Below are 20642 nucleotides of genomic sequence, written 5' to 3' on the forward strand. Positions count from 1 at the left end.
GCTGCCCGCGCGGCGGTTGCCGCCGTTCTGCGACGCGATCGTGTTGAGCTGGGACAGGTGCGCCTGGACGTTGGCCACACTGATGTCCGGCGGGTCGCTCGGGTTGCCGGGCCCGCTGGAGACGGTCAGGTTGTACTGCGCGGTGTGGGTGACGCTCGTACCCGCACCGGTCACGGTGATCGCGGTGGTGCTCGACGGCGCCGAGGCGCTCGCCGTCAGGGTCAGCACCGAGGTGCCACCCGCCTGCACGGTCGCCGGGTTGAACGAGGCGGTCACACCGGACGGCAGCGGACCCGCCGACAGGGTGATGTTCTGCGCCGCACCCTGGGTGACGGTGGTCGTCACCGTCGTGGTCGCGGTGCCACCGGGCGCCACGCTGCCGCTCGTCGGGCTCACACCGATGGTGAAGTCGGGGCCCGGGTTGCCGACGCACGTGGGGTCGTTGGGCTGTGCGGGCAGGCTGACGGCGTCCCAGGCGGCCTTGGTCTTGTTGAACAGGACGCAGGTGGGGTCGAGGGTCTTGGCCGACGTCAGCGTCGTGGTGCGGTACTTCTTGTAGGTCATGCCGCTGGTCTTGAGCAGCATGCCGCCGTAGAAGATCTTCCCGGCCTGTTGGATGCCGACCCCGGTGAGGGTGGTGTTGTTGCAGGTGGGGCTGTTGGGCTTGCCGCCGCCGGGGCTGGTGCCCTCGGCGAGGAGGTAGAACCAGTGGTTGAGGGGGCCTGCGGCCTTGTGGACCTCGGTGCTGGGGATGGAGGAGCTGTAGCAGTCCGGGTCGCCGTTGGTGGAGGGCTTGTACATGTAGCGGATCGGGCCCTGACCGACCAGGTTCACGGTCTCGCCGACGGTGTAGTCGGGGGTGTCGTACGGCGAGGGCTCGTTGGTGTACGCCTCGGTGAGCGCGCCGAAGATGTCGCCGGTGCCCTCGCCGAGCCCGGCCTCGGTGCCCGCGCCGCCGGGAGTGAACTGGTCGATGCCGTGACCGAATTCGTGACCCACCACGTCCATCGACGCGATCCACTGGTTCGACTGGTTGTGCCCGATGGACACCGACGAGCCGTCCCAGTAGGCGTTGACGTCGTTGAGGCCGACCTTGACCGGCCAGCTCCCGCCGTTGCCGTTGTGCCCGTTGCGACCGAGCCAGTCGCGGAGCATGTTCCATTCCTTCTGCGCCGCCCACATGACGTCGACGCAGCCGGTCTCCTTGCTGGACGCCTGGCCGTTGCCCCACGAGTCGGTGGACTTGGTGAAGACCTGGCCGGTGGAGTAGTCCGCGCAGGTCAGACCGGGGCGGTTCGGGTCGCGCAGGGAGAAGGAGCTGCCCGAGCCGGTGGTGTCGATGGTGAGCGGGTTGGGGCCGTTCCACTGGCTGTTGCCGCTGCCGGCCCGGACGTCGTCGTAGCTGTCGAGCACCGCTCCGGTGCTCGCGTCGACGAACACGTGCAACCGGCTGGGCGCGGAGTCGGTACGACCGATCAGCACGGTCTCCCAGGCCAGCGCGGTCTTGTCGTCCTTGACCCGGACGACCAGACGGTGCGAGTCGACCTTGTCCACGACCGGGAGCTTGGCCTTGGACGTGGCCTCGGCGGCGCCGGCCGTGACGGTCGGCTGGGTGGTGACCGATATGCGCGCGTCGGTGGAGGACTGGGTCGCCCGCACCCGGCCCTTTCCATCGGCCAGCACCACGGCGTCCCCACCGACGACCGGGAGGCCGCGGTAGGTGCGCTGGTACGCGACCGAGAACAGGTCGTTGACCCACGGGGTCACGACCTGGCGTTCGTACTGCTCGTCGGGCCCCTTGGCGAGACTGTCCAGGCCACTGGCGGCCGCCCGGTCGGCGGCGGATACCGCGAGTGCCTGGGGATTGGCGGGGGGAGGGGACGGGTCGGCGGCGGCCGAGGGTCCGGCCGCGCCGATCGCCAAACCGGCGAGCATGGCCAGGACGGTCCCGGCCGTGGTCGTTCTGCGATTCATCGAGGCTCCTTGGGTGGAAGGCAGACCTCGACCACGTCGCCGGCATGCGCCGCGTACGCCTTGTGAGCGACGCGGGCGACCGTGCAGGCCGGGTTCGTGCCCGAGCGAGCGAAACACTCACACGGGTGTGGGGACTTGGTGAAGTGATCGGCAACGGCCGGCAAATTCTGGCAAACGCCAAGCAGACCCCGGGAGTCGCGGGAGTGCCGGGTCAACCGATCGGGCGGCCGTTCGCTGATTTCGGTGCCTGCTCCGGGGCTGCTCCGACGACCCCGGGAACTGCGCCGATCCGCCTCTCAGTGACCGGGCATCTGCTCCAACAGGTCGCGGACCTCGGGCAGATCGCTCCAATGCTGGGTCAGACGCCGACGCAGGCTCAGTAGTTCCCGATTGGTGGTGGCCGTGCCCAGTCCCGCCGCCTCGTGCACCACCGGCGCGGCGGCGAGCACCGCCGCGTCCGGTTGGCCGGCACACGCGAGCGCGTCCGCCAGGCGCACCGTGAGCAACACCCGCGCCGGTTGCATCGGCACCGGCAGCAGGTCGAGTGCCGCCTGTACCGACTTGACGGCGGAGCGGGCCGAGGCCAGGTCGCCGGTACGCGCGGCCAGATCGCGCAACGCGCCGCCGATGGTGGCCTCCATCCGCAGCCGACCGGCCAGTCCGGTCAACCACGGCGCCTCGGCCCGGTCGCGTTCGTCGAACCGACTCACGTGTCGATGTGCGGTGGCGATGCGCTGCCGACACTCGGCGATGTCGCCGCCGAGCGCGTGTCCGCGTGCCTGGTACAGCTGGGCCAGCGTGGTGATCCAGGCCCGGCCGGCGTCCACCGCCTCCAGCGCGCGGGCGTAGGCCAGCGCCGCCGCCGCGTCGCCGTCCAGGCGGGCCAACGAGCACACGTCGCCGAGCAGCGACGCGCGGGCGCCCGGGCTCTCGCACACGTCGGCCCAGTTGAGGCCGCGGTCGTACCAGGCCATGCCGATCACGCTCTGCCCCTGCTGCATCCGGAACCGACCGGCCAACTGGGCGTAGTCGGCGGCCAGGCGCAGCTGGGCGTGCGGGGAACGGCCGTGCGCGTTGAGCGATTCGGCCCAACTGACGATCCGGCGCAGCACGTACTCGACCGAGCCGACCAGCCCGGTGGTGGAGCCGTGCAGACCGGCCTGGGTGTAGCCGCCGAGCAGGGCCGTGAGCACGTGTACCACGTCGGGGTCGACACCGGCGGGGTTCGTCCCGTCGATGTCGCCCAGGATGGTGAGCGCGTCCGCGTACGGCGGCACCTCGCACTCGTGACAGCCGTCCTTGCCGTGCAGCGGGCAGGGCAGCCCGTGGTACGGCAGCCGATCGGGCCAGAACCGGTCGGCCAGCGGCGCCAGACCGGCGGGTGCCTCGCCGCCGGGGATCACCGAGAAGTGGGTGCGATGCAGGGCGGGCGGCGGAATCGATCGGCTCGTCAACAGCGCGGACAGGTCCCCGCCGGTGTCCAGGAGATCGTCGAGTCGGCGCGGTAGGCCGGCGGGGGGTTCACGCAGACCGGCCTCCAGCTTGCTGATCAGGCTGTGGTGGTAGCCGACGCGTAGCCCCAGCTGCTGCTGCGTCATTCCCGCGAGGCGGCGCCGGGTCCGCAGCGTGCGGCCGAACTCCGCCCACAACGGTGTGGACGCGACCTTTAGCGGTGGGGACGCGACCTTTGTGGTGACGGGCGCGTTCGGGAGCCTGTTCACGTTCGTCCTCCCCGAGGTAACTCCGGATGGTCGACGGTTGGTCACTGCCCGGAGCAGGGTGACAGACGGCGGTAGGCGTTGTCTGCGGTGGAACGAGCCATTCCGCTTTTGCCGGATGGGTGCATGATGGGTGTACGGGGCCGGAACTCGACCTGACACGATGTGACATATCACCCCGCATTACCCGGCTGGACCCCGGACGGCGGTCGTGGACTGTGCTTGCGGCCGGGACTGCGCAAGACTTGCCACACCGGTAGCACTCACCCCTTCCTTTGCTGAGGCAATATGCGCTGCACGATCGCTGGCCAGTCCTTCCACCTGCAGATGAACGAGGTGGAGCGCGCGATGAGCGGGGTCAAGCCCGACCCGATCACCGGCGAATCGGTCCGTATCGGGCGCCGTACCTATCCGGTCAAGCAGGTGGGATCGGTGATCACGGGACAACTTCCGCGTGATTTCAGCGCGGCGGAGGTCTCGCGGGCGCTCACGAAGCTCGGATTCACCGTTCTGCCGACGGCGCCGCCGGCTCCGCCGGAGTTGTGATCCTTCGGGGTTTCGGGGCCTTCGGGGCCTTCGGGGCCTTCGGGGGCTTTGGGGGCTTTGGTCCTTCTGGGGCTTTGGTCCTTCGAGGGTCTTCGGCCCTGGGGTCTTTGATCCTTGACCCTGTGGGGTCTTCGACCCTTGGGTCTTTGCTCCTTGACCCTGTGGGGTCTTCGACCTTGTAGGTCTTTCGGTTCGAATGCCGGCCGGGCTGTGACTGCTCGGCCGGCGCGTGCCGGTTGCTCGGGGGCGGGTTTTGGGCGCCGGGTGCCGAGCGTGGCGCGCTGAGCGCCGGGTGTGGAGCGCCGGGCGTGGGCTGCGGGATATCGGGCTTCGAGGGCGTCGGGTGTCGGGGGCGTCGGTGTCGGGCGTCGCTTTCAGGCGCTGGGCGTCGCCTGGCGGGGCAGGCCGTCGAGGAGTCCGTCTCGGGCGCCCGGGCCGGCCGAGGCGCGCAGGTCGTGCGAGGTCAGTGGTTCGCCGCAGTGGGAGCAGACGTGCACGGCGGTGGTGGGTTGGCCGCAGTTGGTGTGCGTGACGATCAGCGGCGGGCCGTCCGGCGCGGCCCACTGGTCGCCCCACTGACGCATCGCGTTGAGTACCGGCCACAACGCGCGGCCCTTGTCGGTGAGCCGGTAGTCGTAGCGCGCCGGCTTGTCCTGGTACGCCTCGCGGGTCAGGACCTCGTGCTCGATCAGGTGTTCCAGCCGCTGGGTGAGCACATTGCGGGAGATGCCCAGCCGCTCGTGGAAGTCGTCGAAGCGGGTCACGCCCAGGAAGGCGTCCCGCACGATCAGCATCGTCCACCACTCTCCGGCCACCTCCAGGAACTGGGCGACCGAGCAGGACATCTCCTGGAAACTCTTCCGACGCATGGCGCCATTCTAGCCGGTGAGTCCTTTCATGGAACTCAGTGAGTTGCATTATAGAACTTACGAGCCCTACCTTGAGTTTCGTCATAGAACTCGACCTAGGGGGCCGCGCCTTCATGGCCAGCACCGATCCGGATCACCCGCCCCGCGCGCTCGCCGCAGTCCTGGTCTGCGCGGGCGTCGTACTCGTCAACCTCGACCTGTTCATCGTCAATGTGGCGATGCCGTCGCTGGCCGATACCTGGTCCGACGCCTCGCTCGCCGACCTGTCCTGGGTGCTCAACGCCTACACGGTGGTCTTCGCCGCGCTCCTGGTACCGGCCGGCCGACTCTCCGACCGGATCGGCCACCGGCGGGCGTTTCTGGCCGGGATCGCCGTCTTCACCGTGGCGTCCGCGCTGTGCGCCGCGTCGCCCACGCTCGCGGTTCTGGTGATCGCCCGGCTGATCCAGGCGGTCGGCGCCGCACTGCTGATGCCCGCGTCGCTCGGCTTGCTGCTCACCTCCTATCCGCCCGAGCGGCGCGGCACGGTGATCCGTGCGTGGGCCGCGATCGGCGGGCTGGCCGCCGCCCTCGGGCCGGTCCTGGGCGGGCTGCTCCTCGAACCAGGTTGGCGCTGGGTCTTCCTGGTCAACCTGCCGATCGGCGTGTTCACGCTGGTACTCGGCGCGCGTCGGCTGCCCGACCCGGCGCCCACCGACCGCGGTCCGCTGCCCGACCTGCTCGGCGCCGCGTTGTTGACCGCGGCGATCGGTGCGCTGTCGCTGGGCGTGGTCCGCGCGCCGGACTGGGGCTGGTCGGCCGGTCGTACGGTGGGCGTCTGGGTGCTCACGCTGCTGTTCGCGGCCGGCTTCCTGCTGCGCAACGCGCGCCATCCGCGGCCGGTCGTCGAGGGTGCGCTGGTGCGCAACCGGAACTACGCGGTCTCGGGCATCGCCAACACCCTGTTCGGGGTCGCGTTCGCGGGGATGTTGATCTCCGGCTCGATGTGGATGCAGACCGTGTGGGGCTGGAGCGCGCTGCGCACCGGGCTGGGCACCGTGCCCGGACCGCTGTGTGTGCCGTTCGTAAGCATTCTGGCCGGCCGCTACATGGCCCGGTTCGGACCCGGGCCGCTGGTTCTGGTCGGCGGGCTCTCGTTCGGTGCGGGACTGGGGTGGTGGATCGTCCGGCTCGAACCACACGCGCACTACGCGAGCGACCTGCTGCCCGGTTCGATCCTCACCGGCATCGGCGTCGGCCTGATCCTGCCCACGCTGATCGCCACCGCCACCGGCGCACTGACGCCGGACCGGTTCGCCACCGGCTCGGGAGTGATCACCATGCTGCGCCAGGTCGGAGCGGCGCTCGGCGTCGCGGTATTCGTCGCGGCGGTGGGCGCACCGGCCACGCTCGACGGGTACGACCGGGCCTGGTACATCCTCGGCGGGGCGACCCTGCTCACGGCGACGGCGGCCTTGTTCCTGCCGCGGCAGGGGCGGGATGCGGGGGCGGGGGGTCCGGGCGTGAGGGGTTCGGAGGGTTCGGAGGGGTCGGGGGGCTCGGGCGGTTCGGGAGCTTTGGGGGATGCGGTGCGGGGTTCGACGGCGGGTGCGGGTGCGGGGGCTTCGGGGGGCTCGGTGCGGGATGCGGCGACGGCTGCGGGGGCGGGGGCGGCGCCGGGGGTGTGATGGTTTGCGGGGCGGGGTTGGGTGGGGGTGGGGCAGGGAGAGGGGGTCGGGGGCTCGGTGCGGGATGCGGCGACCGCATGCGGCGACCGTTGCGGGAGCGGCGCCGGGTTGTGTCGGCTTGCGATGTGGAGTTCGCGTCCCGGGCGGTTAGGGGCGGCGGGGCGGCCGGGGCTTCGGAGCGTTCGGTGCGGGATTCGGGTGCGATGGCGAGGGCGATGCCGGGGCTGCGATGCCTTGCGGCACGGGGTTCGAGGCCGGGGCCGTCGGTGGTGGGGCCGTTTCGGTGCCCGGTGTGGGGCTGGGTGCAGGGTCCGACTTCGGGGTGGGGTGTGTTATCGGCTGCGGGCTCGTCTTGGTGTTGGTTGCGGGTCCGGGCCGACGCCGGGTGTGTGGTCGGGTGTGAGGCCGTGTTGGTGCGGGGGTGCGGGGGTGCGGGGGTGCGGGGGTGCGGGTTTGTGGGCGCCCCATCTCGGTGGCGGTGGCGGTGGCGGCCCGCGGTTCGGCGTGGTGTTGCGGCCGAGGGCCGGTGGAGGGGGCCGGCCGCGACATCGGGTCGGTCAGGATTCCTTTGCCGCCTTGGCGGCCTTGGCCGCGCGCTTGGCCTCCTGCTTGTGTGCGCGGACCTTGGCCAGTGACTCGGGGCCGGTGATGTCGGCGACCGACCTGTGCGAGCCGACCTCGCCGTAGCCGCCGGCCGCCTCGCGCCAACCGTCCGGAGTCACGCCGTACTGCTTGCCGAGCAGGGCCAGGAAGATCTGCGCCTTCTGCTTCCCGAAGCCGGGCAACTCCTGGAGCCGCTTGAGCAACTCCGTGCCGGTCGTCGCGTCGGCCCACACCGCGCTTGCCTCGCCGTCGTAGTGCTCGACCAGGTACCGGCACAACTGCTGCACGCGGTTCGCCATCGACCCGGGATAGCGGTGCACGGCGGGCTTGGTGGACAGGAGTTCGGCGAACCCGTCCGGGTCGTACTCGGCGATCTCGTGCGCGTCCAGGTCGGTGCGACCCAGGCGTTGGGCGATCGTGTACGGGCCGGCGAAGGCCCATTCCATCGGGATCTGCTGATCCAGGAGCATGCCGACCAGCGCCGCCAACGCACTGCGCCCGAGCAATTCGTCCGCCTCGGCCTGCTGGGCGAGGTGCACTGTCGTATTCATCCTTCGATGATCTCCCGGTGGGCACCGGCGACGCACTCGGACTCGCCGGATCCCACCGCCGCGCCGCCACCTCTCCCGCCCTCCGCCGCAGGATCCGCCTCCGCCCCGCCGCCGCGTACACGGCTGCCGCAACCGCTGCTGTCGCTGCCGGTGTCGCCGGTGCTGCTGCCGGCGCCGCGGCCGCGGCCGTCCCGCCGCCGTTGCCACCACAGCGGTCATTGCCCATGCCGCCACGGCTACCGCGATTGCCACCGCTGCCGCCATGGCCGCCGCCGTTGCCACTACAGCGGCCATTTACCGATGCCGCCACGGCTACCGCCGCCGCTGCCGTCATTGCCAGCGCCGCCGGAACCGCTGGGACGGGGTGGCCCGAGCGCTTCGGCCACAGGCGCGAGACGCGCGGTAGCGCGCGGGGCCGGCCGGCCAAGGGCCCGGCCGGCCTCGAACGCCGGACGGGCCGATCGGCCTCGAACGCCGGACGGGCCGATCGGCCTCGAACGCCGGACGGGCCGATCGGCCTCGAACGCCGGACGGGCCGATCGGCCTCGGACACCGGACGGGCCGATCGGTCTCGGACACCGGACGGGCCGGCCGCCACGGCCGCCGCTGCCGCCTCGGCCGTGCCGGTCACCGCGCCGCCGCCGCGGTCCCACCACCGCTGCTGCCGCCGACACGGCCACTGTCGTCGTCGCTTCCGCCTCGGGAATGCTGCAGTCGCTGTTGCCGGGCACCACCGGTTCGCCGCAGCACCGTGGCCGCCGCCCATGCGCCGGCTGCTGCCGTTGCCCCTGTCCTCGCCACGGCCGCCACGGCCGCTTCGCTTTGTCGGTGTCGACGGTCCCATCGACGCCGACATTGCCGAGTCGGTTCGGCGTGGGTGGGGCCAATGCCGCGCCCGGCGACGTTCACCCCGTCGCGGCACCCGGCACGGTACCTCGCCGCCCCGCCGAAACGTCCGAGTACTCCTGTACGAGAACGTTCCGGCGGCACGGCGATGCACCGCACCGAACACCGCGACGGGACGAACGTCGCCGGGCGCGGCACTGGGTGTCGCGGGGCGGGGGGTCAGTGGGTGGCGGTGCGTGGGATGACCAGGCCTGATTCGTAGGCGATGACCACTGCCTGGACTCGGTCGCGCAGGCCGAGTCGGCGTAGTACTCGGCTTACGTGCGACTTGACCGTTTCCTCGCCGACCACCAGGCGCGTGGCGATCTCGGCGTTCGACAGGCCCTCGGCGACCAGGCGCAGTACGTCCACCTCCCGTGGGGTGAGGTCGGCCAGACCGGGTGGGGCCGGGCGTGGTCGCAGGCGGGTGAATTCGGCGATCAGGCGCCGGGTGACGCTCGGCGCGAGGAGTGCCTCGCCGGCCGCCACCACGCGGACCGCGTCGAAGAGGCGTTCGGCGGTCACGTCCTTGATCAGGAAGCCGCCCGCGCCCGCGACCAGTGCGTCGTAGACGTGCTCGTCGAGGTCGAACGTGGTCAGCATGAGGATCCGGGGCGGTTCGCCGTCGACGCCGCCGGCGCGGATGCGGCGGGTCGCCTCGATGCCGTCCATCACCGGCATGCGCACGTCCATCACCACGACGTCGGGGCGCTGCTCGCGGCAGCGCAGGATCGCCTCGGCGCCGTCCGCGGCGGTGCCGACCACGGTGAAGTCCGGTTGGGTGTCGAGGAGCGCGGCGAAGCCGGCCCGGACCACCTCCTGGTCGTCGGCCACCACGATCCGCAACGCCGCCTGCCCGTTCATCCCGTGCTCCCGGAGCAGGCAAGCCCCGCGCTGCCGGCCGGGCCCCGGGCGCCGGATATGCCGCCGGTGTCCGCCGGTCCACCCATGCCCGCGACTCGGGGGGCCGGGAGCGTGGCCTCGACCACGAAGCCGCCCATCGACGTGGCCCCGGCACGCACCTCGCCGCCCACGCTCGCCGCGCGCTCGCGCATGCCCAGCAGGCCGTGCCCGCCCGGACCGGTGCCGGCGCGCGGACCGGTGTGCGGGCCGGGCCCGTTGTCGCGTACGCGCACCAGCAGCAGGTCTTCGTCGGAGTAGTCGAGCAGTACGTCCACGGCGGCTCCGGGTGCGTGGCGGCGGGCGTTGGTCAACGACTCCTGGACGATGCGGTAGGCCGCCAGCTCGACGCCCGGGTCGAGCACGGCGATCCGCCCGCGCACGATCAGCCGCATGCCCGCGCCGGCGAAGTCCCGGGACTCGTCGATCAGATCGAGCAGTTGTTGGAGGCCCGGCTGCGGCCGGCGGGTCGGCTCGGCGCCCGCGTCCTCGCGCAGCACCCCGAGCAGGCGGCGCATCTCGGTCAGCGCGGTGCGGGCCGTGTCGCCGATTGCGAGCAGCCGTTCGGCGCCCTGCTCGGGCATGCCCGGAGTGGTCAGTCGGGCGGTCTCGGCCTGCACCGAGATCATCGAGATGTGGTGGGCGACCACGTCGTGCAACTCCCGGGCGATCCTGGCTCGTTCGCCGCGCGCGGTGAACTCCAGCAGGGTGCTCTCGATCGCGTGCCGAGAGGCGTCCCGCTCGGCGGTGCGGGTGCGCGCGCCGCGCACCCGTATCCGCACCAGCGCCACCCACGCGGCGAGCATCGCGATCGACGCGGCGATCGGAACACCCTGGTAGAGCACCCCGGTGGGCACCGCCGCCGCGGTCACGGTCACCGCGACCGTCGCCGGGCGGCGCGGCGCGAACACCAACGGCACCGTCGCGCAAAGGCCCAGGATCAGCGCGACCGACAACATGCCCGCCGCCTGGCCGGAACGAAGTGCGGTGCGCACCACCGTCTCCGGCAGCGAGAACAGGCCGAGCGCCACCCCGGCCCCGAAGGAACACCACAGCGGTTCCCCGCGCCATGGTCGTGGTCGCCACTTTCGTGGTCGCCACGCCCGTGCGCGCCACCCTTGTGTTCGCCACGGTTGCACGCACCACAGCGATCTGCCGCGCCACCGACCGGGTTCGGAGGCGCGGCCCGGGATCGGATCGCTGTGCTTCATGACGTCATTGTCTCGGTCGGGCCACCGGGCCCGCTTCCCCCGGGCCGGGGAATCCACCTCCCCCGTATCGGGGAGGTCGGCCGCGGGCTTCCCCCCGCGCGGGGAAACCAAGTTGGCTCGCATGCGTGATGCCCAGAGACCGGCCGAATTCATAGCCTCATGGACATGGAAGCAACCATCGAAGTGCGCGGCCTGCGCAAGAGCTACGGTCCGCATACCGCCGTCGACGGGCTGTCGTTCACCGTCGAGCCGGGTCAGGTCACAGGCTTCGTCGGACCCAACGGCGCCGGCAAGTCCACGACGATGCGGATCGTCCTCGGCCTGGATCGCCCCGACGACGGCACCGCGCTGGTCGGCGGCCGGCCGTACCGCACGCTGCGCACGCCACTGCGCGAACTGGGCTCGCTGTTGGACGCGGCGGCGCTGCACCCGGCCCGCCCGGCCCGCGACCACCTGTTGTGGATGGCGCACTCCAACGGCCTGCCCGCACGTCGGGTGGACGACGTACTGGAGACCGTGGGTCTGACGTCGGCGGCCCGCCGGCCCGCCGGTGGCTTCTCGCTCGGCATGCGGCAGCGCCTGGGCATAGCCGGCGCGCTGCTCGGCGACCCGCCGATGCTGATGCTCGACGAACCGGTCAACGGCCTCGACCCCGAGGGCGTGGTGTGGATCCGGGGGTTGCTGCGCTCGTTGGCCGCGGAGGGGCGCGCGGTGCTGGTGTCCAGCCACCTGATGAGCGAACTGGAGGACAGCGCCGACCACCTCGTGGTGATCGGTCGCGGCCGGCTGATCGCCGACACGAGCATCGGCGAACTGCTCGCGGTCGCGTCCGGCGGCCGGATCGTGCTGCGTACCGCACAGCGCCGCGAGGCGATGACCGTGCTGACCGGCGCCGGCGCGACCGTCGCCGCAACCGAGCGCGACGCGCTGACCGTCACCGGTCTGTCCGCCGAGCGCATCATCGGGCTGCTCACCGAGCACGGCGTGCCGTTCACCGGGATCGCCGAGCACCGCGCCTCGCTCGAAGAGGCCTATATGGAACTCACCCGGGACGCGGTCGACTTCCGCGCCCCCGGCGACGTCGAGGAGCGGGCATGAGCGGCCCCACGACCACGCCGTACCGCAGCACGCTGACCGGCGGGCGGGACACGTTCGGCCGGTTGCTGCTCGCCGAGTGGACCAAGCTCAGGTCGGTCCGCCGCTGGCTGCTCACGCTGATCTCGGCGGCCGTGCTGACCGTGCTCGTCGGGCTGTTGATCGCGAGCGGCACCGGTGGCACCCGGGATGTGGCGGGCGAGGGTGGGGGCGGCAAGGTCGACCTGGCCGAGCACTTCATGGACGGCGGGCAGTTCGTCGAGCGCGAGTTGACCGGTGACGGCGAGCTGATCGCGCGCGTGACGACGCAGGAACGCAGCGCCGGTCGGGCCAAGGCGGGCCTGATGATCCGGGCGAGCGACGCGCGGGGCGCGGCGTACGCGGCGGTGGTGGTCACCCCCGACCATGGGGTCCGGTTGCAGAGTGGATACGGCCGCGACCAGGCGGGTGGCGGAGGACCCGCCCCGCGCTGGCTCAAGCTGGTCCGGGCCGGTCGGACGATCACCGCGTACGAGTCGAGCGACGGCAGCGCCTGGCGCCGGGTCGGCCGGGTCGATCCGGGCAGGCTCCCGCAGACCGCCCGAATCGGGCTGTACGTCGGTTCACCGGACGCCGTCGAGGTCGAGCGGCAGTTCGGCAGCGAGGGCATCTCCGGGCAGACCACCACCGGCAAGGCCACCTTCGACCACGTGAGCCTGACCCCCGCGCAACCACAACAGCCGACCGGGCCCTGGCGCAACCGGGTGGGACCGGACGGCTCGACGGGCCCCTCCGGCCCGGCCGCCGACCGCCCCGACGCCGGCCCGCCGCCGGGCTTCACCGAGGCCGATGGCACGTTCACGGTGATCGGCAGCGGCGACATCGGCCCGGACCGGTTCGGCGACGACGGCACCCAGACGATCCTCGGCGGCGTACTGATCGGCATGATCGCGGTGGTGGCGCTCGGGGTGTTGTCGATCACCGCCGAATTCCATCGGGACACGATCCGCACCACGTTCGCCGCCGTGCCCCGACGAGGGCGGGTGCTCGCCGCCAAGGCGATCGTGCTCGGCGCGGCCACGTTCGTGGTCGGACTGCTCGGCGCCTTCGGCGCGTTCCTGGTCACCGGCCCGGTGGAACGTTCGAAGGACCGCATACCGGCCGGCCTTTCCGACCCGAACGTGCTGCGTGCGCTGATCGGCACGGCCGCGCTGCTCGCGCTGGTCGCGATGCTCGCACTGGCGATCGGTACGATCCTGCGCCGAGCCGCACCCGCGATCGCCGTGGTGCTCGCGCTGCTCCTGCTCCCGCGCATCATCGGCAGCGGCCTGTCGGTCTCCACCGCGACCTGGTTGGAACGGCTCACTCCCGCGGCCGGGTTCGCCATCCAGCGCACGTTCGACCGCTACGACAGCACGATCGGGCCGTGGACCGGGCTGGGCGTGCTGTGCGGTTACGCGGCGGTGGTCCTGGTCTTCGCCGGATGGCGGCTGCACCGGCGGGACACATGAGAAACGCCGTGCACGCCGAATGGACCAAGCTGCGCACGGTGCGCTCGACCGCCTGGCTGCTGCTCGGCCTGATCACGGTCACCGTGCTGGTGAGCGTGCTGAGCACCTCGGCCATGCACACCTCGCACTGCCCGACGCCGACCGGCTGCTTCGAGGACACCACCAAGGACAGCTTGATCGGCATCCGGGTCGGTCAGATCGCGGTCGTCCTGCTCGCGGTGTCGGTGATCGGCAACGAATACGGGACCGGGATGATCCACACGTCCCTGACCGCGCTCCCACGCCGTCGCACGCTGCTCGCGGGCAAGGCACTGCTGCTGGTGGCGATGGTCGCGGTCGCGGGCACGCTCGCGGTGCTCGGGTCGCTGTGGGCGGGGCGCACGATCCTGGCCGGCAACGGCTTCAACCCCGAACACGGCTACCCCGCCCTGTCCCCGACCGACGGCCCGACCCTGCGCGCAGCCGCAGGCACGGTCCTGTACCTGATCCTGATCGCCCTGCTGTCCCTCGGCGTCGCCATCACGATCCGGGACACGGCCGGCGCCGTCACCGTGCTCCTGACCCTCCTCTACATCCTCCCCCTCCTCGTACAAACCATCACCGACCCCACCTGGCACCACCGCCTCGAAAAGCTCCCACCCATGACCGCCGGCCTGGCCATCACCACCACCCACAACCTCGACCGACTCCCCATAGCCCCCTGGCCCGGCACCACCCTCCTCGCCGGCTACACGGCGGCGGCCGTACTCCTGGCAACCCTGACCTTCACCCGCCGCGATGCGTGAGGGCGGGCGGCGCGACCCACCCCGCTCGGTTCGGGGCGCCGGCCACCGCCGGGACGATTGCCCGGGCTGCTGTTTCGAGTTGGGTCATGCCGTCGGCCATGGAGATTTGGTTGTCGGAGAGGACGGCGATCAGGAGGGGGCGGCCGGCGTGGGTGATGTGGGCGATGCTGTTGATCACCCATAGGCCGGTGGCGTCGCGGGGGAGCCAGCCGTTTTTGAGGGCCGGGATGGTGCCGGGGTCGGCGGCGGCGGATACGCCCCAGGTCTGGCCGGCGTCGACGGAGGTCATCAGGTCGGCGAGGTAGGCGCGGGAAGCGGCGTCGAGGGGGGAGTCGCCGGTGGTGATCGCGTCGAGCAGGCGGACCTGGTCGCCGGCGGTGGTTCGGGTCAAACCCCAGGAGAGGCCGGTCGGTTCGGTGTCGGTCAGGCCCAGGATGGTGTTGGCGGCGCGGAGGCCGGCGGCGCCGCCGATGGCGGACCACAGGGTGTCGGCGGCGTCGTTGTCGCTGTGTTCGATCATGGCGGCCGCGGTGGATCGTTCGATGGTGGTCAGGGTGCGGTGTTCCTGTTGGGCCTGGAGGAGGAGCGTGGCCAGGATGTCCACCTTGACGATGCTCGCGGTGACGTAGGGGTGGTCGGCGTTGTAGCCGACGAGTTCGCCGTCGGCCGGGTCGATGATGGCCACCGACAGGTTGCCGGTGATCTCGGGCAGCGCGGCGGCGAGGGCGGACGCGACCGAGCCGTTGGCAGTGGTCGGGCCGACGGCGGGCTGCGGGCCGGCGCCTCGGGCGACGTCGGTGCGGGCGTCGGTGGAGGCGGGGGTGTCCGACGGGGGCAATGCGGGCTCCGGGCTCTCGGGCGATGCCGCCGGCGCGGTCGGCCCGGCGCGGAACGAGGCCGGCTCGGCGCGGTTGCCCGAGACGACCAGCCAGAGCAGCGTCGCACAGGCGAGCACGATTGCCCCCGGAGCGAGGAGGGTCCGGCGGCGCCGGCGTGCCGCGCGATGGGCGCCTTCACGACCGTTACGCCCTTCACAACCTTTGCGATCGTCGTCACGACCGTTACGACCTTCATGATCTTTGCGAGCGGGGCTCATGGTCGACACGGTGCTGCGCGGGGCTGGGCGGTGAGTGAGACGAGGATGAAGAGCCGATGAGAGTGTGCGCTCGGGCGGCCGTCGGCGGCGTTCGGCATCCGCCGTCCCGGCATCCGCCGTCCCGGCATCCGCCGTCCCGGCATCCGGCATCCCGGCATCCGCCATCTGGCGTTCGTTGTCCGGCTGCGCGACCGCGCCACACGGTCGGGTCGAGCGATGACCCGCGCACCGAAACCGATTGGCCCGCCGTACGAGCGGGCGCTGCCGCGCTGCTCGGGCAACCGGGCGGGTCGCCGGGCGGGCCGGCGGACGCGCAGGCGGACGCGCCGCCGGCCGGTACCGGCTGATGCCGGCTGTGTGGGCTCAGGGTCGGTGCGCGTTTCGGCTCAGGGGTAGGGCCCACAACACGGGATGATCGGACCGTGCCCGCTGCCGCCGTGCCACCTCGCCGTTCGGCCGCCGGCGCTTCGGACGCCGCCTGGGCCGCCTTCCCACGGGGACCCTGGCCCGTCGGCGAGCGCCTGCCGCAGGCCACGCCGAGCGAGGCCCGTCGGACGCACCTGGAACTGCCGCGCTCGCTCGCCGTCGTACCCGGCGCCGGGGTTGCGCAGAGTCCCGTGTTCGATCCGGCACTCACGCACTACGTGCGGGCGGTGCGCGCCGGTGAGCCTCGATTCGAGGACGCGGCCGCGGAGGCACGTTGGCATCGGGCGCGCCGGGCGGCCGTGGACCATGTACTGGAGGCGGTTGCCGGGTCCCGCTGGGTGGACGATCTCGTCTTGCGCGGCAGTGTGTTGCTGAAGGCGTGGTACGGGTCGACCGCCCGCGAGCCCGGTGACCTGGACTTCGTGGTCACGCCGAGCGGATGAGGCGTCGGCGACGGCCGGACCGAGCGGATGTTCGCCGACATCGCGCGGCGCGCCGGGCGGTTGTCCGCTGCCGGCGGCGGACCCGACGACGTGCGGGTCGTGCCGACACTCGCGCTGAGCGACGAGATCTGGACCTACGACCGGGTGCCGGGGCGGCGACTGGTGCTGCCGTGGCGGACCGAGGGCGTGCCGGCGGGAACTGTGCAACTGGACTTCGTGTTCGGTGAACATCTGCCCTCCGAACCCGAGCCGACCGAGATTCCCCGCTCGGACGCGGGCGGTTCGCACCTGCTGCTCGGGGCCACACCGGAACAGTCCCTGGCGTGGAAGCTGTTGTGGTTGGTCGACGACATCCATCCGCAGGGCAAGGACCTCTACGACGCGGTCCTGCTCGCGGAGAACACGTCGCTGGGCGTGCCGTTGTTGCGGGAGACCTTCATGGCAAGTGATCCCAGCCATGGAGGCCGGCCGTTCACCGCAGACCTGCTCGCGGTCCGCGTGGATCTTCGCGAGTTCCACAAGGAGTACCCGGAGTTGCCCGGGAGGGATCTGGAGGCGCGACTGCTTCGTGCACTCGCGCCGATCCTTGCGGCAGCGCCGGGGGTCGGCGCGAGTGGATATCACCTCGCTGTGCTGCGGCTCGCTCCGTGGATCGCCCGGTACGGTCCGCTGCGGGAACGGCCACAGGTCCTGTTGGCCCGGCTCGGCGCGGACTCGTGGCACCTGGACGCGGCTGTGGTGGTGTACCGCGAGGTGGTTGGCCCCGGGACCTGCGACCTCGCCGAGGCGGTGCGGATCGTGGCCGAGTACCGCGGCGTGTGTGGTGCGGACGGCGGTTACCACGCCCGCGATCCGCATCTGATCGGCGAGGCGATCGAGCGGCTGCGCTGAGGACGGGCCCGGATGGGGCCGGGGCCGCCGCGCAGACTCGCTCTGCGCAGGTGCGCCGAGGCAGGCGCTTGCTTCGAGGCGCTTGCTTCGAGGTAGGCGCTTGCTTCGAAGTAGGCGCCTCGCCCGCCTTGCCTGCCTCGCCGAGGGGTGGGCGCCGGGACGGGTGGTCAGGTCGGTTGTTGGTCGAGGAGTTCGATGGAGCGTTCGCGCATTTCGATTTTGCGGATCTTGCCGGTCACCGTCATGGGGAACGTGTCCACGAGGTGTACGTAGCGCGGGATTTTGTAGTGCGCCAGGCGGCCCGTGCAGAATTCGCGGAGTCGGGTTGCGGTGAGTTCGGGGGCGTCGGGGCGGAGTTTGATCCAGGCCATCAGTTCCTCGCCGTAGCGTTCGTCGGGCACGCCGACGACCTGGACATCCTCGATGTCGGGGTGGCCGTACAGGAATTCCTCGATCTCGCGCGGATAGACGTTCTCGCCGCCACGGATCACCATGTCCTTGATCCGGCCGACGATCGAGACGTAGCCGTCGGCGTCCATCGTGGCCAGGTCGCCGGTGTGCATCCAGCCGTCCGCGTCGATCACCTCGGCGGTGCGCTCGGGGTCGCGCCAGTAGCCGAGCATCACCGAGTAGCCCCGGGTGCAGAACTCGCCGGGGGTGCCCTCGGGCACGGTTGCGCCGGTGGTCGGGTCGATCACTTTGATCTCCAGGTGCGGGTGCACTCGGCCGACCGTGCCGACGCGGCGTTCCAGCGAGTCGTCGCGGCGGGTCTGGGTGGACACCGGGGAGGTCTCGGTCATGCCGTAGCAGATGGTCACCTCGGTCATGCCCATCCGGTCGATCACCCGCTTCATCACCTCGACCGGACACGGTGAGCCCGCCATCACGCCGGTGCGCAGCGTGGACAGGTCGTACTTGCCCGCCTCGAGGTCGGGCAGCGCGAGTTCGGCGATGAACATCGTCGGGACGCCGTACAGGACCGTGCAGCGCTCCTCGTGCACGGCGCGCAGCGTGGCGGCCGGGTCGAACAGGGCGGCGGGGATCACCATGCACGCGCCGTGGCTGCTTGCGCCGAGGTTGCCCATCACCATGCCGAAGCAGTGGTAGAAGGGCACCGGCAGGCACACCCGGTCGGCCGCCGTCCAGCCCTGGATCTCGGCGACCTGGAAGCCGTTGCCCAGGATGTTGCGGTGCGAGAGGGTTGCGCCCTTGGGGAAGCCGGTGGTGCCGGAGGTGTACTGGATGTTGATCGGATCCTCGGGACGCAGTGTGGCCTCGCGGGCGCGCAACCGCTCCACCGAAACCGTGGCGCCCTCGGCGAGCAGGGCCGGCCAGTCCGGGGTGTCGATGTGTACGACGCGCTCCAGGTCCGGGCAGGCGGGGCGAACCTCGGTGACCATCGCCGGATAGTCGCTGGTCTTGATGCGCGACGCGGCGACCAGCAGCCTGGTGCCGGATTGGGCCAGCGCGTACTCGATCTCGTGCACCCGATAGGCCGGGTTGAGGTTGACCAGGATCGCGCCGACTCGGGCGGAGGCGTACTGGACGAGGGTCCACTCGGCGCAGTTGGGCGACCAGATGCCGACCCGGTCGCCCGCCTCGATGCCGATGCCGATCAGGGCGCGGGCGAGGTCGTCGACGGCGGCGTCGAACTCGGCGTACGTCCAGCGCCGGCCGCTCGCGCACTCGACGAGGGCGTCGTGGTCGGGGTACGTGGCGGCGATCCGGGCCAGGTTGGCGCCGATGGTCTCGTTCGGGAGCGGCGGCGTACGTTCGCCCTGGCGGGTGGCGAGGCGATTCGGGGCCGGGGCGTCCGAGGGCTGCGGGGGCGGGGGCGGGGAAGCGGTCATCGCGGGTCACCTGCCTGGTCGGGATGCGGAGGGTGCCGTGGGCGCGAGGGGTGGTGCCTTGGTGCCTTGCGGCTTTGGGGCTGTGGGTTCGACGGTTTCTGGGGTTCGGGGTTCTGCGTTGTTGTCGGGGACGGTAGGCGGGGGTGGGCGGGGGCGGCGAGTGGTGTACCCCCGAATGGGGGTGATGCGATGCGGGGCTCGGCAGTACGTTGCCTTTGCGCCGGGGGCGTGGGGCTCGTGGCGGGTCGAACGCGGGTCGGTCCCGGGCCGGGGGCGGGCCGGGTGCAGGCCGGTGCAGGCCGGACGTACGGAGGAAGCATGAGCGGGTACGCGGGCTCGGTCGGCGATTCGGTGGGTCGGGCGGTCGAGCGGTTTCGGGCGCGGACCGGGGTGGACGTCGCGTTCGCCGGGCCGTGTCCCGGTGCGGGGGATCGGCTGGTGATCTCGTATCTGAGCGGGACCTCGACGCGCGTGCTCGCGGGGCTCACGGTGGTGGCGGGGACCGGGGTCGGCGGCAAGGCGATCACCACGCGGCGGCCGGTTCGGGTGGTCGACTATGTCGCGGCGTCGGCGATCAGCCACGAGTACGACCGCGCGGTCACCACGGAGGGGGTGCGTGCGGTGTTCGCGGTGCCGGTGCTCGCGGGGCGCGGGGTGGCGGCGGTGCTGTACGGGGCGCTGCGGCGGCCGTCGGACTTCGGCGACGGGATCCTGACCTCGGCCTGTGACGCCGCGCGGGACGCCGGGCGCGAGATCGCGGTTGCCCGCGAGGTCGAGCAACGGATCGCGCAGGCGGCGGAGTTGCCGGGATGGGCGGCCTTGGAGATTCGGCTGGCGTATGCCGATCTGCTGGCGCTGGCCGGGGCCGCGACGGATCCCGGGCTGGGGGAGCGGTTGCGGGAGGTCTGCGGGCGGTTGGCGCGGACGGCGGGCGCGAGTGCCGCCGGCGAACTCGGCGATGAGGGCCGCGGGGTGCGGAGGGTGCGGTTGACGCCTCGGGAGACGGATGTGCTGGCGTTGGTTGCGGTGGGGCGGACCAATGCGGAGGTGGGGCAGGCGCTCGGGCTGGGGGCGGAGACGGTCAAGAGCTACCTGCGGGCCGCGATGCGGAAATTGGGGGCGCACAATCGGGTCGAAGCGGTTGTTGCGGCGCGCGCGGGTGGGCACTTGCCGTAGGCGGTGGCGGATGGCCGCTGTGCGTAGTCGCCTGAGCGGCGGGCCGGGCCGTCCTCAAACGCCGGACGGGCTGTGAACGCACGCGGGCGGCCTGCGGCCCCGCTGGTCCTCGAGCGCCGGACGGGCTGGATTTGCTTGGGTGGGTTGCGGGACCGGGCTTGCGGGCCGGTGTGTCCTCAAGCGCCGGACGGGCTATGAACGCACGTGGGGGGGCCTGCGGCCCCGCTGATCCTCAAGCGCGGACGGGCTGGATGGCCGGGCGGGTTCGGTGGTCGGGTGGGTAGTGCGGGCCGGCCCGTGGCCTGGTGTGTCCTCAAGCGCCGGACGGGCTAATTTTGCTTGGGCGGGCGGTAGGGCCGACTTGGCGTCTGGTGGTCCTCGAGCGCCGGGCGGGCTGGATGGCCGTACGGGCGAGATGGCCGGGTGGGTGTCTCGGGGGGTGGGATTGGGGGTGGGTGGGTTGGGG

The 20642-nt window shown here is 71.9% G+C and carries 16 protein-coding genes; 8 read left to right on the forward strand and 8 right to left on the reverse strand.

Annotation, left to right across the window (positions count from 1 at the left end; genetic code table 11):
- The coding region (locus tag ACIBM5_RS00005) for a M4 family metallopeptidase (RefSeq protein ID WP_396004576.1) at window positions 1-1974 on the reverse strand (1974 nt) is incomplete at its 3' end.
- Window positions 1975-2270: 296 nt separating this feature from the next.
- Window positions 2271-3695 carry a helix-turn-helix domain-containing protein gene (locus tag ACIBM5_RS00010; RefSeq protein WP_391581795.1) on the reverse strand — a complete coding sequence of 475 codons (1425 nt, stop codon included), beginning with the start codon at window positions 3693-3695 and terminating at the stop codon, window positions 2271-2273.
- A 285-nt stretch (window positions 3696-3980) separates the two neighbouring features.
- Between ACIBM5_RS00010 and ACIBM5_RS00015 the strand changes: the two genes are divergently transcribed.
- Window positions 3981-4238 carry an SCO5918 family protein gene (locus tag ACIBM5_RS00015; RefSeq protein ID WP_391581796.1) on the forward strand — a complete coding sequence of 86 codons (258 nt, stop codon included), beginning with the start codon at window positions 3981-3983 and terminating at the stop codon, window positions 4236-4238.
- 374 nt (window positions 4239-4612) lie between these two features.
- Here ACIBM5_RS00015 and ACIBM5_RS00020 read toward each other — a convergent pair whose 3' ends face one another.
- Complete coding sequence (locus tag ACIBM5_RS00020; protein ID WP_396004577.1) at window positions 4613-5107, reverse strand: winged helix-turn-helix transcriptional regulator; 495 nt, start codon at window positions 5105-5107, stop codon at window positions 4613-4615.
- A 71-nt stretch (window positions 5108-5178) separates the two neighbouring features.
- Here ACIBM5_RS00020 and ACIBM5_RS00025 point away from each other — a divergent pair, with 71 nt between their 5' ends.
- A complete protein-coding gene (locus ACIBM5_RS00025; RefSeq protein ID WP_396004578.1) occupies window positions 5179-6774 on the forward strand; it encodes a DHA2 family efflux MFS transporter permease subunit in 1596 nt (531 codons plus the stop codon).
- A 557-nt stretch (window positions 6775-7331) separates the two neighbouring features.
- Here ACIBM5_RS00025 and ACIBM5_RS00030 read toward each other — a convergent pair.
- From ACIBM5_RS00030 to ACIBM5_RS00040, 3 genes are all read right to left on the reverse strand, one after another.
- Entirely contained in the window at window positions 7332-7928 is a 597-nt protein-coding gene (locus ACIBM5_RS00030; protein WP_396004579.1) for an HhH-GPD-type base excision DNA repair protein, read from the reverse strand.
- A 1065-nt stretch (window positions 7929-8993) separates the two neighbouring features.
- The gene (locus tag ACIBM5_RS00035) at window positions 8994-9677 is read right to left on the reverse strand and encodes a response regulator (RefSeq protein WP_396004580.1); all 684 of its coding nucleotides are present in this window, start codon (window positions 9675-9677) and stop codon (window positions 8994-8996) included.
- Entirely contained in the window at window positions 9674-10744 is a 1071-nt protein-coding gene (locus ACIBM5_RS00040) for a sensor histidine kinase (protein ID WP_396004582.1), read from the reverse strand. Before ACIBM5_RS00040 ends, ACIBM5_RS00035 begins: the two co-directional genes overlap by 4 nt.
- 345 nt (window positions 10745-11089) lie before the next feature.
- Between ACIBM5_RS00040 and ACIBM5_RS00045 the strand changes: the two genes are divergently transcribed.
- From ACIBM5_RS00045 to ACIBM5_RS00055, 3 genes are read left to right on the forward strand one after another with little or no spacing between them, the layout of a single operon-like run.
- Entirely contained in the window at window positions 11090-12022 is a 933-nt protein-coding gene (locus ACIBM5_RS00045) for an ABC transporter ATP-binding protein (protein ID WP_396004583.1), read from the forward strand.
- A complete protein-coding gene (locus ACIBM5_RS00050) occupies window positions 12019-13509 on the forward strand; it encodes an ABC transporter permease subunit (protein WP_396004584.1) in 1491 nt (496 codons plus the stop codon). The genes ACIBM5_RS00045 and ACIBM5_RS00050 overlap by 4 nt, the downstream gene beginning before the upstream one ends.
- Window positions 13506-14294 carry an ABC transporter permease gene (locus ACIBM5_RS00055; protein WP_396004585.1) on the forward strand — a complete coding sequence of 263 codons (789 nt, stop codon included), beginning with the start codon at window positions 13506-13508 and terminating at the stop codon, window positions 14292-14294. The genes ACIBM5_RS00050 and ACIBM5_RS00055 overlap by 4 nt, the downstream gene beginning before the upstream one ends.
- Here the strand turns inward: ACIBM5_RS00055 and ACIBM5_RS00060 are convergent.
- The gene (locus ACIBM5_RS00060) at window positions 14275-15249 is read right to left on the reverse strand and encodes a serine hydrolase (RefSeq protein ID WP_396004586.1); all 975 of its coding nucleotides are present in this window, start codon (window positions 15247-15249) and stop codon (window positions 14275-14277) included. The two genes, ACIBM5_RS00055 and ACIBM5_RS00060, sit on opposite strands and share 20 nt — an antisense overlap.
- Window positions 15250-15812: 563 nt before the next feature.
- On the opposite strand from ACIBM5_RS00060, the gene ACIBM5_RS00065 reads away from it, so the two are divergent.
- Entirely contained in the window at window positions 15813-16259 is a 447-nt protein-coding gene (locus ACIBM5_RS00065; protein WP_396004587.1) for a hypothetical protein, read from the forward strand.
- Window positions 16260-16286: 27 nt separating this feature from the next.
- Window positions 16287-17150: a nucleotidyl transferase AbiEii/AbiGii toxin family protein gene (locus tag ACIBM5_RS00070; protein WP_396004588.1), complete on the forward strand. Its 864-nt coding sequence runs from the start codon at window positions 16287-16289 to the stop codon at window positions 17148-17150.
- A 167-nt stretch (window positions 17151-17317) separates the two neighbouring features.
- On the opposite strand, the gene ACIBM5_RS00075 is transcribed toward ACIBM5_RS00070, so the two are convergent.
- Complete coding sequence (locus tag ACIBM5_RS00075) at window positions 17318-19000, reverse strand: AMP-binding protein (protein ID WP_396004589.1); 1683 nt, start codon at window positions 18998-19000, stop codon at window positions 17318-17320.
- 318 nt (window positions 19001-19318) lie between these two features.
- Between ACIBM5_RS00075 and ACIBM5_RS00080 the strand changes: the two genes are divergently transcribed.
- Window positions 19319-20176 (forward strand): LuxR C-terminal-related transcriptional regulator, encoded by an 858-nt coding sequence (locus tag ACIBM5_RS00080; protein ID WP_396004590.1) that lies wholly within the window; start codon window positions 19319-19321, stop codon window positions 20174-20176.
- Window positions 20177-20642: the final 466 nt, after the last annotated feature.

Origin of the sequence: Embleya sp. NPDC050493 (genome assembly GCF_044458105.1) — a bacterium.
Classification (GTDB): domain Bacteria; phylum Actinomycetota; class Actinomycetes; order Streptomycetales; family Streptomycetaceae; genus Embleya.